Here is a 14,975-nt window from a genome sequence, read left to right on the forward strand (position 1 = left end):
GGCATGCGCTTAATCATTTACCCAATCTGGGCTTTTGCATTGTTTCTTGGGCTTATGGTTATGGCTTCAGCACCGGCATTTGCGACTACAGCTTCAAATTCACCTAGCCAAATTGTTGGTGGTCCTGATAACCCAAGTGACATTTTTGAGTTCGATGGAGCCCTGTATTTCAACGCAGAAACTACCCCAGGAGATATGGGGATTTGGAAGTATGACGGAAATCAGTTCTCAGTTATCTCGCAACACATCGTCATGATTCCTAATTCCCATGTGGAATTTCGTGGTGAGCTCTACTTTGCCGGATATCCCTTCTCAGGATCCTCAATTACTGACACAAAGCTCTATAAAGCAACTGCTTCAGGCTTGTCAGATCCGATAGCACCTATGGGTTTTGACGAAGAGGCACTTGTCGTCTTCAACGATGTTCTTTATTTCACGGGAGAGCACCCCACCTACATAGTCCAAACATTTGACGGCACCAATGTGGGAACGGCATCTGGTTTTCCATGCTGCCTGCAACGCGGAGTTGTTTCTGGAAACAAACTCTATTTCTCTGGATGGCACCCCCCTGGGTCTTTTGATTTATATAGCTTCGACGGAACCACTGTGACGCAGCACAGCACAGTAAGTCAGGTACCCCGTGAAATTCAGGTTCTCAATGGTTCCGTCTATTTTGTTGGAGTAATCGATCAGTCAATCAACTGGGACAAGGCATGGTTCACTCCCACTTCGACCTCAGTTGCGGCAATTTCTTTACCGTTCCAGCCAGACACCGTTCCGACAGTTCAATTCAACAACCAAATCATCATCAGTAAACCAAATACCAACGAACTGTATGGCTTTAATGGCACCGGCGTTGAGCTGTTTTCTCAAAATTATTCAGGTTATGGACGTATGGCTGCTTCACCATCTTTTGTGTATTTCGAGGGAATTTCCACCACATCAAATAGCCAGCTCTACTACTCAGATGGAGTTATGGAAGCGGTAATTCCAAATACTGAATATTCCAATGGAATTGCAACTATGGGCACTATTGGGTCCCTGCTTTATTACTTTGATAATGACAATTCTCAGTGGTGGGTTTTTGACCCGTTCAAAAGCACTCCTCAGGCACAATTAGCTGCCACAGGTCAACAGTCCGTTTGGCTGGTAATGGCCATGGGATTTATGACCATCGGGCTTGCCTTTGTGTTGATGGGGCGTAAACCAATCAGAATCTAATGAATCGAGCAACCGCTTCCACGTGGTGCGTGTTGGGAAACAGATCAAAAGAACGTAACTGCTGGAGCTGGTAGCCACGCTCTGCCAGCAGAGCAACATCTCGTGCCAACGCGACCGGGTCACAAGCTACATAAACCAGCTGTGCTGGTGAGAGTTCAGCAATCGAATTCACGACATCTTTGCCCGCTCCTGCACGAGGTGGGTCCAACACAATCGTGGCAGCTTCGAAGCGTGCCTTCTCGATTGCGTTGAGGTCTTGAAGCACCGACTGGAGATAACGGTCTACCCGAGCGGTAACAGCCCTTGCCCCCACCCAATCAACGAGATTTTCTAAGGCATACTCGGTTGCCATCTCATCTGACTCAACCGAGATGATGCGGGTGGTGGAACCAAAACGATCTCCCACAGCGGCAGCCAAAAGTCCCACCCCGCCGTAGAGGTCAAGGTTTGCTGCCCGAGGGTCAAAGAGTGCCTCGTCAATCATGGAGCTGACAGCATCTGAAAGTGTGGCAGCAGCGTGACGGTGAACCTGCCAAAAGCCGCGGACGTCTACCTGGAAACTACGCGTGCCCACAATCTCGGTGACGGGTTCAGCTGCTGGGCGCTTCTTGTTTTTTGCCGTGTCGAGATTGCCCGCAATTGCCCTCGCGGAATCACCACTGGGCCCAACGAGGTCAATAAAGTCAATGCCCTGAACACGTTGACCGAAGGGGGCCAGTTCCGTAATTCGTGAGGCAGCGAGCGGGAGATTTTCAACCTCGATGACGTTGTGGCTACGCGCTGCATAAGGGCCAACTTTTCCTTCTGCATCGACGTGGAGCCGAACGCGGGTTCTCCACTGTGTTCCCCGAGATTCGTCATCACCTGGTAATGCTTCAACAACGACATCTGTGTCTAGCTTGGCCATGCGTGAGAGTGAATCTTTGAGAACAAAGGCTTTAAGCTCGCGTTGGAAGGCGAGGTTAATGTGGCCAAACTCTGCACCACCGGCACGTTGGGCGGGATCACGCTCAACACTGGCGGCAGACCAGATGTGTTCTTGGCGGTGATCGGATGCCTCGAGAACCTCAAGGGTGTCGGCACGCCAGAAACTTTTTTGTGATGCATCCGTGATGCGTGCCAAAACACGTTCTCCTGGAATCGTGTCAGCGACGAAAATCACTCGACCCTCATGGCGGGCAACACACACACCACCGTGAGCAACGTTGGTAATGTCGAGCTCACAGAGTGTGCCCACAAACTCGGAACCACGTTGAGGGGAAGATTTTTTGGGTGTTGTTCTCTGTGCCATCATTCGAGCATTCCATACCTGAAGGGTCTTCCGCGTGCGCTTGTATCTTGCTTCCACGTCACCAGCACGTTTAGCGACGTTACGCAGTTCAGGAATTGAACCAGTGGTTGTTCCCAGCGAGGTTGACGAGGATGCCGCTGTGGCTGCCGCGGAAGCGGAAGCCGGCGGCCCCCTCTCCCCCGAAGACATGGTGCTCTTACTTGCGAGGGCGAAAGCAGAAGCTGTTCTCACCCCAGAGATAGATGGATTAGTTCTTGGCGGTGATTCTGCTTTTGTGCTTGATGGTGTGACCTATGGCAAGCCACACACTCCTGATGTTGCCTGGCAGCGCTGGCAACTACAGCGTGGTCGCACCGGCAAGCTCTATTCCGGACATTGGCTCATCGACCACACACGCGGCAGCACACACTCTGCCATTGGAGAAGTCACAGTTGCGGAGGTGACGTTCTCAGCAGATATTTCCGATCAGGAGCTTGAGGCCTATATCTCCTCGGGAGAGCCCCTGAAAGTTGCTGGCGCATTCACGATTGATTCCCTCGGTGCTGCCTTCATAGAACGCATTGACGGAGACCCCTCGACCGTGGTCGGGGTCTCCATACCTGCTGTACGCCGGATGGCAAACCAACTGGGTGTGTTCTGGCCTCAGTTGTGGAATAACTAGGTTGTTGTAGGCATCGTCTACGACTCGCGCACTTTTTTGTTGAAGATGCCCAACTGAACTGCCTCTGGCCTTACTAGGCTGGAGGCTATGTCGCGCATTACAAAGGTCCTCATTGCGAACCGTGGAGAAATTGCCGTTCGTATCATCCGAGCAGCCAGAGACTATGGAATTGGTTCTGTCGCTGTTTACGCTGACCAGGATCGTGATGCGTTACACGCCAAACTTGCCGATGAGGCATATGCCCTCAATGGAACCAACAGTGCTGAAACTTACCTCGTCATCGACAAGCTTCTTGCCGTTGCGCGCAAGTCTGGTGCGAATGCTGTTCACCCCGGATATGGATTCCTTGCTGAGAACGCAGACTTTGCCCGCAGAGTCATTGACGCAGGGTTGATCTGGATTGGTCCCAGCCCCGAAGCAATTGAACAGCTCGGCGATAAGGTCTCTGCTCGTCATGTGGCAGAAAAGGTGGGCGCTCCGCTAGCACCCGGAACTATCAACCCCGTTTCGGGAGCTGACGAAGTTCTTGAATTCGTGGACATTCACGGACTCCCCGTTGCTATCAAAGCTGCCTTCGGTGGTGGTGGTCGCGGGCTCAAGGTTGCACGCAATCGTGAAGAGGTTGCTGAGCTCTTTGATTCCGCCACTCGTGAAGCAATCGCTGCCTTTGGCCGCGGTGAATGTTTCGTGGAGAAATATCTCGACGAGCCTCGACACGTGGAAACCCAGTGTTTGGCAGATGCTCACGGAAACGTCGTCGTTGTCTCCACACGGGACTGCTCACTGCAGCGCCGTCACCAAAAGCTGGTCGAGGAAGCACCAGCCCCATTCTTGACCCAAGAACAAACAGATGAGCTCTACCGCGCGTCTAAAGCCATCTTGAAAGAGGTTGGTTACCTCGGTGCCGGAACCTGTGAGTTCCTCATCGGTAAAGATGGCACAGTTTCCTTCCTCGAGGTCAACACCCGCCTTCAGGTTGAACACCCTGTCTCCGAAGAGGTGACCGGAATTGACCTTGTTCGTGAGCAGTTCCGCATCGCCGAAGGCGGCGTGCTGGATTATCCAGACCCAGTTGTTACCGGCCACTCCTTCGAATTCCGCATCAACGGTGAAGATGGTGGGCGCAACTTCCTGCCCGCACCAGGTCCTGTGCACGTCTTTCGTGCCCCGGGCGGCCCCGGTGTTCGCGTTGACTCCGGTGTTACTGCAGGGGACGTGATCTCTGGCTCATTCGACTCGCTCCTAGCCAAGCTCATTGTCACCGGTGCCACCCGTGAGGAAGCACTCGAGCGTTCGCGCCGCGCCCTCGATGAGTTCGAAGTTGCCGGTCTTCCCACGGTGCTTCCCTTCCACCGCAAGATTGTGCGTGATCCCGCATTTGCTCCAGAAGGTGACAAGCCATTCCAGGTGTACACCCGCTGGATTGAAACTGAATTCGTCAACGACATCGAACCGTGGAGTGGCGAGGCTGAAGAAACTCCTTCTCAGGCCAAGCGCCAACACGTCACCATCGAGGTTGACGACCGCCGTATTGAGGTTTCTCTTCCAGCCAAGCTGTTGCGCGCCAACGCAGCAGATTTGGCCACCCAAGGCCCTGCCCCCGTTCGTAAGGTAGCCTCTCACGCAGTCGGAGGCGCAAGCGGCTCAACCGTGAAAGCACCCATGCAGGCAACGGTTGTGAAGATTGCTGTCGAAGAGGGACAGAAGGTTGTCAAGGGTGACCTGATTCTGGTTCTCGAAGCCATGAAGATGGAACAGCCCGTTGAAGCCCACAAAGACGGCATTATTTCTGGCGTCAACGCTGAGGTGGGCCAGACCGTCTCCAGCGGTCACGTTCTGCTCAATATCGACGACATCGAGTAACTCACCTTAACCGTGTGTGGGCCCGCCAGATGGTGGGCCCACACACGGTTAAGGTTCTCTTTGTTGCTACTTGCGTTCTACTTGGTGAAGAGCACGAGCCGCATCAACGATGCTTCCCGAGATCGAGGGATAAATAGCAAAGGACTTCGCCACGTCATCGACCGTGAGGCGATGCTCTACTGCCAGGGCGATGGGGAAGATGAGCTCTGATGCGCGCGGTGCAACAACCACTCCACCGATCACGGTGCGGGAAGTTGTGGTGGTGATGAGTTTGACGAAACCATCACGAATACCTTGCATCTTGGCGCGGGGGTTAGCCGTCAACGGGAGCTTATAGACCGTGCCTCGAATGATGCCCTGTTCAATCTCTGCTTGGCTCCACCCCACTGAGGCAACCTCAGGCTGGGTGAAGATGTTCGCGGCAACGTTGCGCTCGTCAAAAGGCGTGACCGCATCGCCAAGAGCGTGGAAGGCAGCGGTGCGTCCTTGCATCATGGCCACAGACGCAAGTGGCAGAGCTGCAGAGCAGTCACCCACACCGTAAATGTTGGGCACGCTCGAGCGCGCAACACGGTTGACCACGATGCGCCCTGCGTCATCGAGTTCAACCCCGGCGTCTTCAAGGCCTAAGTTCGCGGTGTTCGGAATAGAACCTACGGCAATCAAACAGTGACTGCCTTCAACGGTTCTGCCATCAGCCAAGGTCACAAAAACGCCGGACTTTGTGCGCTCCACGCTCTGCATGCGTGCCTTGGACATCAAGGTCATACCGCGGCGGACAAACACATCTTCCAAGACCGCAGCAGCATCAGCGTCTTCACCAGGAAGCACTGTGTCACGACTGGAAACCAACGTGACTTTAGAACCCAATGAACTGTAGGCAGAAGCAAACTCAGCACCGGTCACACCAGATCCCACCACGATCATGTGTTCGGGCAGCTCAGTGAGGTTATAGAGCTGTGTCCAGGTGAGAATGCGCTCCCCGTCTGGTTTTGCAGTGTCGAGCACGCGAGGACTTGCCCCCACCGACACAATGATGGTGTCTGCTTCAACGCGATCAAAATCAGTTCCGCCAGGTCCGGTTGAGGCAATAACAGCATGCGTGCCGTCAAGACGGCCATGACCTGGAATGACATTCACGCCGGCTTCTTTGAGAGCAAGCTTCATGTCTTCCGAAGTGTCGTGTGCCAAGCCGAGCAAACGCTTATTGACGGTCGCGAGGTTGATGGCAATTTCAGGCTTTTGAGCTTTCTTATCTTCTCCTGTGACGAAGTATGTGACACCCAGTTCAGAAGAACGCTCCAGCGTTGAGGTGAACTCAGCAGTAGCAATGAGGGTCTTCGAGGGAACAACATCGGTGAGCACGGCGGCACCACCAATACCCGATCGTTCGATCAAGGTGACTTCAGCGCCCAGCTGTGCAGCAGCAAGTGCTGCCTCATACCCTCCAGGGCCACCACCCAAAATCGCAATACGCTGCTTACGTTCAAACTCAAAAGACATACGCTCATTCTGCCAGTAGAGGGGCAATAGGCTTTGGTTATGCTCAGCTCTGGTGAGTGGGGTTTCAACCCACTGGAAGATCCCACGCAAAATCCGTCAGATATTGCGAAACAGGCTGCGTTCGAAATTGCGGTCGCAACCGGTATTGGCCACCACGATATTGCGTTGACACTGGGTTCAGGCTGGGGCAACGTCGCAGATCGCATCGGCAAAACAACAGAAGAAATCCCTGCCGAAGAAATCACCGGATTTAGTGCCTCAGGCATTCCTGGACACTTAGGGACTATTCGCAGTGTGCTGCTGCCAAACAATAAGCGTGCTCTCGTTATTGGAGCACGGACCCATCTTTATGAAGGCAATGGCCGTCACGGGTTTGTTCGCCGTGTGGTGCACAGCGTTCGCACTGCAGCAGCAACAGGCGCCACCACCATGATTCTCACCAGCGGTGTTGGAGGAATACGTCCAGCTTGGAAACCTGGCACGCCAGTGCTCATCAAAGACCATCTCAACCTCACAGGAACCACACCTGTAGAGGGAGCCGAGTATCTCGACCTCACTGAGGTCTACAGCTCGCGCCTGCGCGGTATTGCCCTCAGCATCGACCCATCATTGGGTCAGGGTGTGCTGGCGCAGGTTTCAGGCCCTCAATATGAGACTCCCGCCGAGGTGCAGATGCTGCGTGGTTTAGGAGCAGACCTTGTCGGAATGTCTATTGCCTTGGAGGCAATCGCAGCACGACAAACAGGTATGGATGTCCTGGGGCTTTCTCTCGTGACAAACCTTGCTGCCGGCATTTCCGACCACCCCTTATCTCACAAAGAAGTGCTCGAGACGGGTGTCGCAGCAGAACCACTCATTGGCAATCTGCTTGCGCAGATTATGCAGAAGATCTAGCGAGCGTTTTGCACTGCTTCGATAAATCCCTCAGTGATGGCATCGGCGAGCGCTTCACGGTCCTCCAGCGGCAAGAAGGCAGAAGCAGCAGCATTCTGCTGGAATGCTTCCAGGTCACTGAGGCCATAGGAGAACGCATCGGCAACCAGCCAGAGTTCTTTGGACAGGGTTGTTCCACTTTGGAGACGGTTGTCGGTGTTGACGGTAACCGTCATCCCCAGTTGATAGAGCAAATCAAAGGGGTGATCGAGAATGTCTGTCCCCCAGGCTGCGATAGCACCTGTTTGTAGGTTTGAACTGGGGCTGAGCTCAAGTGTGATGCCGCGATCTTTGACCCATTGAGACAAGGTGCCTAAGGTAACGAACGTGGCTTCCGCATCTGATCCGTCAATGGTGATGTCTTCTGCCAGGCGCACGCCGTGCCCCAGACGCAAAGCACGACCGTCATAGAGCGCGCTTTCAATACTGGGCAAACCATCAGCTTCGCCAGCGTGGATGGTGACCGGGAAGTGTTCCTGAGCTAGATAGTCAAAGGCAGCCTTATGTAGTGAAGCTGGAAAACCGTGCTCAGCACCTGCGATATCGAATCCAACAACTCCATTGTTGCGGTGCCTGAGAGCCAATTGAGCGATTTCTTCCGACCGATCTGCATGGCGCATCGCGGTAACCAGCTGACCAATACGAATGGTCTGGCCTTGAGCTGCAGCATCTTCTATGCCTTGTTCAATACCTTCTTGAACATATTCCACGACCTGATCGAGTGTGAGACCGCGAGTGAGGTGTTGTTCCGGAGCCCACCGAAGTTCTCCATAAATCACACCATCTCGTGCCAGGTCAATGACTGACTCTCGTGCTACTCGTGTGAGGCCTTCGCGAGTCTGCATCACAGCACAGGTCAGATCGAAGGTCTTGAGATACTCAACGAGGGATCCTGAGTTAGATTGCTCAGCAAACCACAGACCAAGTCCGTCAGAATCCAAGACGGGAAGTTCAATGCCCTCGGCTTCAGCGAGCTCAATAATGGTTTCGGGTCTCAGCGACCCATCCAGGTGATCGTGAAGCGAAACTTTGGGCAGTGTGGTGACGTCGACGCCGTCCACAAGATATGAGGTGGTCATGAGTACTTTCTTTGTCGCTTAGAGGACGTCATCGCGACCAGAGATGCGCAGAGCATCTACGACCGACTTTACTTTTTGAGCTTGTGCTGTGGTGGTCACCAATAGGGCGTCGGGGGTGTCCACAACGACGATGTCTTTGACTCCCACCAGTGCGATGGTGCGGCCCGTGTCAGTGATTAGGATTCCCGAGGAAGCATCCGAGAGCACGCGTGCTCCTTCGCCCAAGATGGCCAGGTCTTTTTTATATCCACTGGAGTGCAACTTCGCGATAGAGGCAAAGTCTCCTACGTCATCCCAGTCAAATTCGCCGGGGATAACAACGAGTTTGCCTGCAGCAGCAGCCGGTTCCGCCACGGCGTAGTCGATGGCAATCTTTTTGAGTGTGGGCCAAATCTTGTCTACTGCGGGTCCACGCTTGGCGTGGTCGTCCCACACATCGGCGAGCGCGAGAAGTCCAGCGTGAAGCTCAGGCTGAGTCTTGGCGAGTTCTTCCAAAAGCACAGATGCCTTGGTGATAAACATGCCCGCGTTCCACAGATAGTCACCGCTGTTGACGTATTCCTCAGCGGTGTGGGCGTTGGGCTTTTCCACGAAGGAATCTACTTTCAACGCTGAGGGAGCACCCTCGAGCTCGGTTTCTTCCGTTGCGTGGATATAGCCAAAACCGATGGCGGGTTCTGTGGGAACGATGCCGATGGTGGCGATGAAGCCAGCGCGGGCTGCTTCCACAGCTTCGGCGACAGCCATATTGAAAAACCGTGTTCCCTTAATGACGTGATCGGCAGCGAAAGATCCGATGATGACGCCCGGTTCACGCTTTTCCAAAATCGCCGCTGCTAAACCGATGGCGGCAGAAGAGTCACGGGGCTCGCTTTCTAAAACAACGTTGAGATCAGCCAGTTCTGGGAGCTGTTCTTCCACTGCTGCACGGTGGGCACGTCCTGTGACAACCATGACACGTTGTTCCCCGGCAAGTGGAGTCAAACGATCCCATGTGTCTTTCAGGAGGGAGCTTCCAGACCCAGTGAGGTCATGCAGGAACTTGGGGGCATCTGCCCTGGAGAGTGGCCATAGCCGGGAGCCTATTCCACCGGCCGGAATAACTACATAGAAGTCGCTCAGTGGGGTCGATAGTCGTGCCATAAGACCAGACTATCGGGCGTAAAGTTATGAGCAGTTATTGCCCACAACCAAGGAGGGTTGTTCGTGTCTACGATCTCGGCACCACGCTCTGAAAAAACGCCCCGCCCAGGTGGCACGCTATACCGCGGCTACACCGGCATGTGGTCTTGGGTTTTGCACCGGATTACCGGTGTTGCCATCTTCTTCTTCCTGCTTGTCCACATCTTGGACACCGCGCTTGTCCGCGTGAGCCCTGAGGCCTACAACGCGGTCATGAGCACCTACAAGAACCCCCTCATGGGTCTGGGCGAAGCAGTTCTTGTAGGAGCTATTGTCTTCCATGCTCTGAACGGTTTGCGCATCATCCTGGTCGACTTCTGGAGCAAGGGCGTGAAATACCAGCGCTACATGTTCTGGGGAGTCATTGGTGTGTGGGTGGTTCTTATGGCCGGATTCTTGCCACGCCACCTCATGAACGTCTTTAGCGAAGGGCACTAATCATGACGACTATTGCTGAACCTCGTTCTCCTTACGCACGCTCCCCACGCACAGGCACCAACTGGGAAAAGTGGGGCTGGGTCTACATGCGCGCCTCGGGCGTGATTCTTGTTGTCCTCATCTTTGGTCACCTGTTCGTCAACCTGATGGTTGGTGAGGGCGTTAAGGCTATTGACTTTGCTTTCGTCGCTGGAAAGTGGGCAACCCCCTTCTGGCAGTGGTGGGACCTAGCCATGTTGTGGCTGGCACTCATCCACGGTGCAAACGGTATGCGCACCATTGTCAATGACTATTCAAGCTCGGTGCGCCTGGGCAAGATTCTTCGCGGAGCAATCTATGCCTCTGCCGTCATTCTCATCATCTTGGGCACGCTGGTGATTTTCACCTTCGATCCTTGCCCCTCGGTCAGTCCAGATCAGCTCGACTTGCTGCCCTCGTTCTGCCCACCCCAGTAATTCTTTAGATCACCCCTACTTACGGAGTTTCACTCGTGGCAACTAAGAGCAACGACACATACGAAGAAACAAAACTCATCGATGGCGTCTACTACCACCAGCACGATGTCGTCATCGTGGGTGCCGGTGGTGCCGGCATGCGTGCAGCAATTGAGGCAGGCCCCAACGCTCGCACCGCTGTGATCAGCAAGCTCTACCCCACCCGTTCACACACTGGTGCCGCTCAGGGCGGTATGGCTGCTGCTCTGGCCAATGTGGAAGAGGACAGCTGGGAATGGCACACCTTCGACACCGTCAAGGGCGGGGACTACCTCGTTGACCAGGACGCAGCTGAGATTCTTGCCAAAGAAGCCATTGACGCGGTTATCGACCTGGAAAACATGGGTCTTCCCTTCAACCGCACGCCCGATGGCAAGATTGACCAGCGCCGTTTTGGTGGGCACACACGTGACCACGGTAAGGCACCGGTGCGTCGCTCCTGCTACGCAGCAGACCGCACCGGTCACATGATTTTGCAGACCCTGTTCCAAAACTGTGTGAAGCTCGGTATCGAATTCTTCAACGAGTTCTATGTTCTTGATCTGGTGATGACCAAGGTCAAGGGCAAGCAGGTTCCTGCTGGAGTTGTTGCTTATGAACTGGCGACCGGTGACCTCCACGTCTTCCAGGGCAAGTCCATTGTCTTTGCTACCGGTGGTTTTGGAAAGATCTACAAGACCACCTCGAATGCCCACACCCTCACCGGTGATGGCGTTGGCATTATCTGGCGCAAGGGTATTCCTCTGGAAGACATGGAGTTCTTCCAGTTCCACCCCACCGGTCTTGCCGGTTTGGGCATCCTCTTGACCGAGGGTGCTCGTGGTGAAGGTGCCATCTTGCGTAACGCATCAGGTGAGCGTTTCATGGAACGCTACGCTCCCACCATCAAGGACTTAGCGCCTCGTGACATCGTCTCGCGGTGCATGGTTCAGGAAGTAGCTGAAGGCCGCGGTGCTGGCCCCAATAAGGATTACGTTCTCCTCGACTGCACCCACTTGGGCGCTGAGGTATTGGAAACCAAGCTTCCCGACATCACCGAGTTTGCTCGCACTTACTTGGGTGTTGACCCCGTTGTTGAGCCCGTTCCCGTGATGCCAACAGCTCACTACGCCATGGGTGGTATCCCCACCAACATCAAGGCAGAAGTGCTCTCTGACAACGACACTGTCATTCCTGGCCTTTACGCCGCCGGTGAATGTGCTTGTGTATCTGTTCACGGATCAAACCGTCTGGGAACAAACTCCCTACTCGACATCAACGTCTTCGGTAAGCGTGCTGGAAAGTACGCTGTCGAATATGCCAAGAAGGCAGACTTTGTTCCGCTGCCTAAGGACCCTGCCGGTCCTGTGCGCGAGATGATCGAAAGCATCCGCAATGCCAACGGCACCCAGCGTGTTCCTGCCCTACGTAAAGAGCTGCAGGAAGAGATGGACAAGAACGCTCAGGTATTCCGTACCGAAGAGTCTCTCAAGTCGGTCACCAAGACCATTGAGAAGCTGCGTGAGGAATACAAGAACATCTCCATCCACGACAAGGGCAAGCGCTACAACACCGACCTGCTCGAAGCAGTTGAGTTGGGCTTCCTACTCGACCTCGCCGAAGTGGTTGTCTACTCCGCTCGTAACCGTAAGGAAAGTCGCGGTGGTCACATGCGCGATGACTTCCCCAACCGCGACGACAAGAAGTTTATGAAGCACACCATGGCGTACCTCACCGGTGACGCCACCAGTGACGACGCTGGTGATCACATCAAGCTTGATTGGAAGCCTGTTGTCATTACCAACTACCAGCCGATGGAAAGGAAGTACTAAGAATGGCTACCGCAGTCGCAACACAGGCAGCAGTACCCGAGGTACAGGCCTTCAACATCACCTTGATCATTCGTCGATTCCTTCCCGAAGTTGATGACGAAGCACGCTGGGAATCCTTTGACGTTGAGGTCTACTCAACCGACCGTATTCTTGATGCTCTTCACAAGATCAAGTGGGATCAGGATGGCTCGCTCTCCTTCCGTCGTTCCTGTGCTCACGGTATTTGTGGCTCTGACGCGATGCGTATCAACGGTCGTAACCGTCTGGCCTGTAAGACCTTGATCAAAGATCTCGACATCTCTCAGCCCATCTATGTTGAGGCCATCAAGGGTCTTCCCCTGGAGAAGGACCTCATCGTAGACATGGAGCCTTTCTTCGCTGCCTACCGCGAGGTCAAGCCCTTCCTCATCTCTAACACCACCCCTGAGGCCGGGAAGGAACGTCGCCAGAGCATTGAGGACCGCGAGCGCTTCGATGACACCACAAAGTGCATCTTGTGCGCTGCGTGCACCACCAGTTGCCCCGTGTTCTGGACTGACGGTCAGTACTTCGGTCCTGCCGCCATCGTGAATGCACACCGCTTCATCTTTGACTCACGTGACGATGCGGCCGAGGTTCGCCTCGACATCCTCAATGACAAAGAGGGTGTGTGGCGCTGCCGTACCACCTTCAACTGCACCGACGCATGCCCTCGTGGCATCCAGGTCACTCAAGCTATTGCTGATGTGAAGCAGGCAGTATTGCGCGGACGACCTTAACGTCAATTTGTGAAACAAAAAAGACCCGGCCTGAATCAGACCGGGTCTTTTGTATTTCTGCAGGTCGTCTCCCCTGCAGAAGCTTTATTCGCTGCCGAGTTTGCGAGCCTGTGCTGCAGTTCGACCACTCAGCGCTCGTGCTGCACGTGCTTGTGCTTCCTCGAGCGTGACAGTGAGAAGCGCTGCACGCACATCAGCCAGAGCAGCTGGAGTCATACTCAAGGTGGTGACACCAAGACCAACAAGAACTATGGCGAGGTTGGGGTCAGCCGCAGCTTCGCCACAGACACCCACGGGCTTGCCTGTTGCTTTACCAGCGTCACCGAGCTGCTTGATTAATCGAAGCACTGCAGGGTGCCAGGGGTCTTGGTAGGAACCTACTGAGCCGAGCATGCGGTCAGCAGCCATGGTGTACTGAGTGAGGTCATTTGTGCCAATGCTCACAAAGTCAGCAGATTCCAATACTTGGTCTGCGACCAAGGCGAGTGAAGGAACTTCAGCCATCACACCAGGAACACGAAGTCCCAGTTCACGGCACAGTCCAACGAAGTAGTCGGTCTCCTCCGCATCAGCAACCATGGGAGCCATGACCCACAGATCTGCTTCTGTTTTGTTTTGTGCGTTGACTAGTGCAGTGAGTTGATCGCGAAGAATGTTCTCTTTCACACGCAGGGCACGTAGTCCACGAAGTCCCAGTGCTGGGTTTTCTTCTTTGTCTGCGTTGAGGAATGCCAGAGGCTTATCTGCACCAGCATCGAGCGCACGAACAACAACCTTTTTACCCGGGAATGCTTCAAGTAGTTCGGTGTATTGGGCTTCTTGTTCTGCGACGGTAGGGGCTGTTTGTGAATCTAGGAAGAGGAATTCAGTGCGGAACAGGCCAACACCTTCGGCCCCGAGAGCGAGAGCTCCAGCTGCTTCTTTAGGTGAGCCCAGGTTTGCCAGCAAGGGAACCTTGTGACCGTCTTTGAGCGCCCCATCAGTGATGGGAGCGTTGGATGCCTCCAGCCATTCGGAACGCTTGATCAGAGCTGCCTCAACTTCTGCCTGGCTCACGCCCGCAGTGATGGTGGAGGTTCCTGCGTTGACAACAACGAGAGTGTCCTCAGCTAGTTCTACAGCACCGGCGCCCACGCCCACGATGGCGGGAATAGATTTTGCTCGCGCGAGGATGGCGGTGTGTGAGGTGGGACCACCGTCACGCGTGACCAAGGCATAGACCTTGGTGAAGTCAAGAAGGGCTGTGTCCGCAGGGGCGAGGTCGTGAGCGACAAGGATGAAAGGTTCATCAGATTCTGGAACACCTGGTGCGGGTACCCCACGCAGTGAGGCAATAACGCGCTGAGCCACATCAGCTAAATCGGCAGCTCGTTCTCCCATATAGCCGCCCATGCTTTCGAGCATTTTCTGGAAAGAAGAGAAGGCGTCAAAGACGGCACGCTCTGCGGTTTTGCCCGATTCGATCCGCTTGGCAATATCTTTTGCCAATGCAGGGTCGCCGGCCATCAGTGCTTGTGCGTCAAGAACGTCCTTGGCTTCACCGCCGGCCTTGACACCACGCTCACGCAACCATTGGCCTACTTCAGCAAGAGAGTGTTGTGCGGCCGCAATTTCTGTTTCAGCATCTGCTGTGCGCTGGATATCAGCTGGTTCCGCTAGGGGCTCGGGCATCCGTTTGATGGGGCCTGCGGCAATGCCGCGTCCGACGCCAATTCCGGTGAGCTCCATTGCTGCTCCTAGT

13 protein-coding genes are annotated in these 14,975 nt (G+C 54.6%); 8 read left to right on the plus strand and 5 right to left on the minus strand.

Going from position 1 to position 14,975, the window contains the following annotated elements; all coding sequences use genetic code 11:
* Positions 1 to 3 precede the first annotated feature (3 nt).
* On the plus strand, positions 4 to 1,221 hold the full coding sequence (locus AURUGA1_RS06405) for a hypothetical protein (RefSeq protein ID WP_114129380.1): 1,218 nt from the start codon (positions 4 to 6) through the stop codon (positions 1,219 to 1,221).
* Here AURUGA1_RS06405 and AURUGA1_RS06410 read toward each other — a convergent pair.
* The gene (locus tag AURUGA1_RS06410; RefSeq protein ID WP_114129747.1) at positions 1,211 to 2,512 is read right to left on the minus strand and encodes a class I SAM-dependent RNA methyltransferase; all 1,302 of its coding nucleotides are present in this window, start codon (positions 2,510 to 2,512) and stop codon (positions 1,211 to 1,213) included. The two genes, AURUGA1_RS06405 and AURUGA1_RS06410, sit on opposite strands and share 11 nt — an antisense overlap.
* A gap of 34 nt (positions 2,513 to 2,546) precedes the next feature.
* On the opposite strand from AURUGA1_RS06410, the gene AURUGA1_RS06415 reads away from it, so the two are divergent.
* Together AURUGA1_RS06415 and AURUGA1_RS06420 are read left to right on the plus strand one after the other, a co-directional pair.
* Positions 2,547 to 3,173, plus strand: coding sequence for a nucleoside triphosphate pyrophosphatase (locus tag AURUGA1_RS06415; RefSeq protein WP_114129381.1), 627 nt, complete (start codon positions 2,547 to 2,549; stop codon positions 3,171 to 3,173).
* An 87-nt stretch (positions 3,174 to 3,260) separates the two neighbouring features.
* Positions 3,261 to 5,036, plus strand: a complete 1,776-nt coding sequence (locus AURUGA1_RS06420) for a biotin carboxylase N-terminal domain-containing protein (RefSeq protein ID WP_114129382.1) — start codon at positions 3,261 to 3,263, stop codon at positions 5,034 to 5,036.
* A gap of 66 nt (positions 5,037 to 5,102) precedes the next feature.
* Here the strand turns inward: AURUGA1_RS06420 and AURUGA1_RS06425 are convergent, their stop codons facing one another.
* Positions 5,103 to 6,539: an NAD(P)H-quinone dehydrogenase gene (locus tag AURUGA1_RS06425; protein ID WP_114129383.1), complete on the minus strand. Its 1,437-nt coding sequence runs from the start codon at positions 6,537 to 6,539 to the stop codon at positions 5,103 to 5,105.
* A 39-nt stretch (positions 6,540 to 6,578) separates the two neighbouring features.
* Between AURUGA1_RS06425 and AURUGA1_RS06430 the strand changes: the two genes are divergently transcribed.
* Entirely contained in the window at positions 6,579 to 7,433 is an 855-nt protein-coding gene (locus AURUGA1_RS06430; RefSeq protein WP_114129384.1) for a purine-nucleoside phosphorylase, read from the plus strand.
* Here the strand turns inward: AURUGA1_RS06430 and AURUGA1_RS06435 are convergent.
* Positions 7,430 to 8,551 carry an adenosine deaminase gene (locus tag AURUGA1_RS06435; protein ID WP_114129385.1) on the minus strand — a complete coding sequence of 374 codons (1,122 nt, stop codon included), beginning with the start codon at positions 8,549 to 8,551 and terminating at the stop codon, positions 7,430 to 7,432. The genes AURUGA1_RS06430 and AURUGA1_RS06435 overlap by 4 nt on opposite strands.
* Positions 8,552 to 8,569: 18 nt before the next feature.
* Entirely contained in the window at positions 8,570 to 9,694 is a 1,125-nt protein-coding gene (locus AURUGA1_RS06440) for a mannose-1-phosphate guanylyltransferase (protein ID WP_114129386.1), read from the minus strand.
* A gap of 63 nt (positions 9,695 to 9,757) precedes the next feature.
* Between AURUGA1_RS06440 and sdhC the strand changes: the two genes are divergently transcribed.
* Genes sdhC through AURUGA1_RS06460 form a run of 4 tightly spaced genes read left to right on the plus strand, consistent with a single transcriptional unit; the run spans position 9,758 to position 13,234 of the window.
* Positions 9,758 to 10,171, plus strand: a complete 414-nt coding sequence (sdhC, locus tag AURUGA1_RS06445) for a succinate dehydrogenase, cytochrome b556 subunit (RefSeq protein ID WP_256372952.1) — start codon at positions 9,758 to 9,760, stop codon at positions 10,169 to 10,171.
* A 2-nt stretch (positions 10,172 to 10,173) separates the two neighbouring features.
* On the plus strand, positions 10,174 to 10,626 hold the full coding sequence (locus tag AURUGA1_RS06450) for a succinate dehydrogenase hydrophobic membrane anchor subunit (protein ID WP_114129388.1): 453 nt from the start codon (positions 10,174 to 10,176) through the stop codon (positions 10,624 to 10,626).
* Positions 10,627 to 10,661: 35 nt separating this feature from the next.
* Complete coding sequence (gene sdhA, locus AURUGA1_RS06455) at positions 10,662 to 12,476, plus strand: succinate dehydrogenase flavoprotein subunit (protein WP_114129389.1); 1,815 nt, start codon at positions 10,662 to 10,664, stop codon at positions 12,474 to 12,476.
* 2 nt (positions 12,477 to 12,478) lie between these two features.
* Positions 12,479 to 13,234, plus strand: coding sequence for a succinate dehydrogenase iron-sulfur subunit (locus AURUGA1_RS06460; RefSeq protein ID WP_114129390.1), 756 nt, complete (start codon positions 12,479 to 12,481; stop codon positions 13,232 to 13,234).
* Positions 13,235 to 13,318: 84 nt separating this feature from the next.
* Here AURUGA1_RS06460 and ptsP read toward each other — a convergent pair whose 3' ends face one another.
* The gene (gene ptsP / locus AURUGA1_RS06465; protein ID WP_114129391.1) at positions 13,319 to 14,962 is read right to left on the minus strand and encodes a phosphoenolpyruvate--protein phosphotransferase; all 1,644 of its coding nucleotides are present in this window, start codon (positions 14,960 to 14,962) and stop codon (positions 13,319 to 13,321) included.
* Between the last annotated feature and the right edge of the window lie 13 nt (positions 14,963 to 14,975).

The organism is Aurantimicrobium sp. MWH-Uga1, from assembly GCF_003325955.1.
Classification (GTDB): domain Bacteria; phylum Actinomycetota; class Actinomycetes; order Actinomycetales; family Microbacteriaceae; genus Aurantimicrobium.

Excerpts from the sequence above, each read along its gene's own strand:
- AURUGA1_RS06405 (WP_114129380.1), top strand. The coding sequence starts at position 4 with ATGCGCTTAATCATTTACCCAATCTGGGCTTTTGCATTGTTTCTTGGG.
- AURUGA1_RS06410 (WP_114129747.1), bottom strand. The coding sequence starts at position 2,512 with ATGGCACAGAGAACAACACCCAAAAAATCTTCCCCTCAACGTGGTTCC.
- AURUGA1_RS06420 (WP_114129382.1), top strand. The coding sequence starts at position 3,261 with ATGTCGCGCATTACAAAGGTCCTCATTGCGAACCGTGGAGAAATTGCC.
- AURUGA1_RS06425 (WP_114129383.1), bottom strand. The coding sequence starts at position 6,539 with ATGTCTTTTGAGTTTGAACGTAAGCAGCGTATTGCGATTTTGGGTGGT.
- AURUGA1_RS06430 (WP_114129384.1), top strand. The coding sequence starts at position 6,579 with ATGCTCAGCTCTGGTGAGTGGGGTTTCAACCCACTGGAAGATCCCACG.
- AURUGA1_RS06435 (WP_114129385.1), bottom strand. The coding sequence starts at position 8,551 with ATGACCACCTCATATCTTGTGGACGGCGTCGACGTCACCACACTGCCC.
- AURUGA1_RS06440 (WP_114129386.1), bottom strand. The coding sequence starts at position 9,694 with ATGGCACGACTATCGACCCCACTGAGCGACTTCTATGTAGTTATTCCG.
- AURUGA1_RS06450 (WP_114129388.1), top strand. The coding sequence starts at position 10,174 with ATGACGACTATTGCTGAACCTCGTTCTCCTTACGCACGCTCCCCACGC.
- AURUGA1_RS06460 (WP_114129390.1), top strand. The coding sequence starts at position 12,479 with ATGGCTACCGCAGTCGCAACACAGGCAGCAGTACCCGAGGTACAGGCC.
- ptsP (WP_114129391.1), bottom strand. The coding sequence starts at position 14,962 with ATGGAGCTCACCGGAATTGGCGTCGGACGCGGCATTGCCGCAGGCCCC.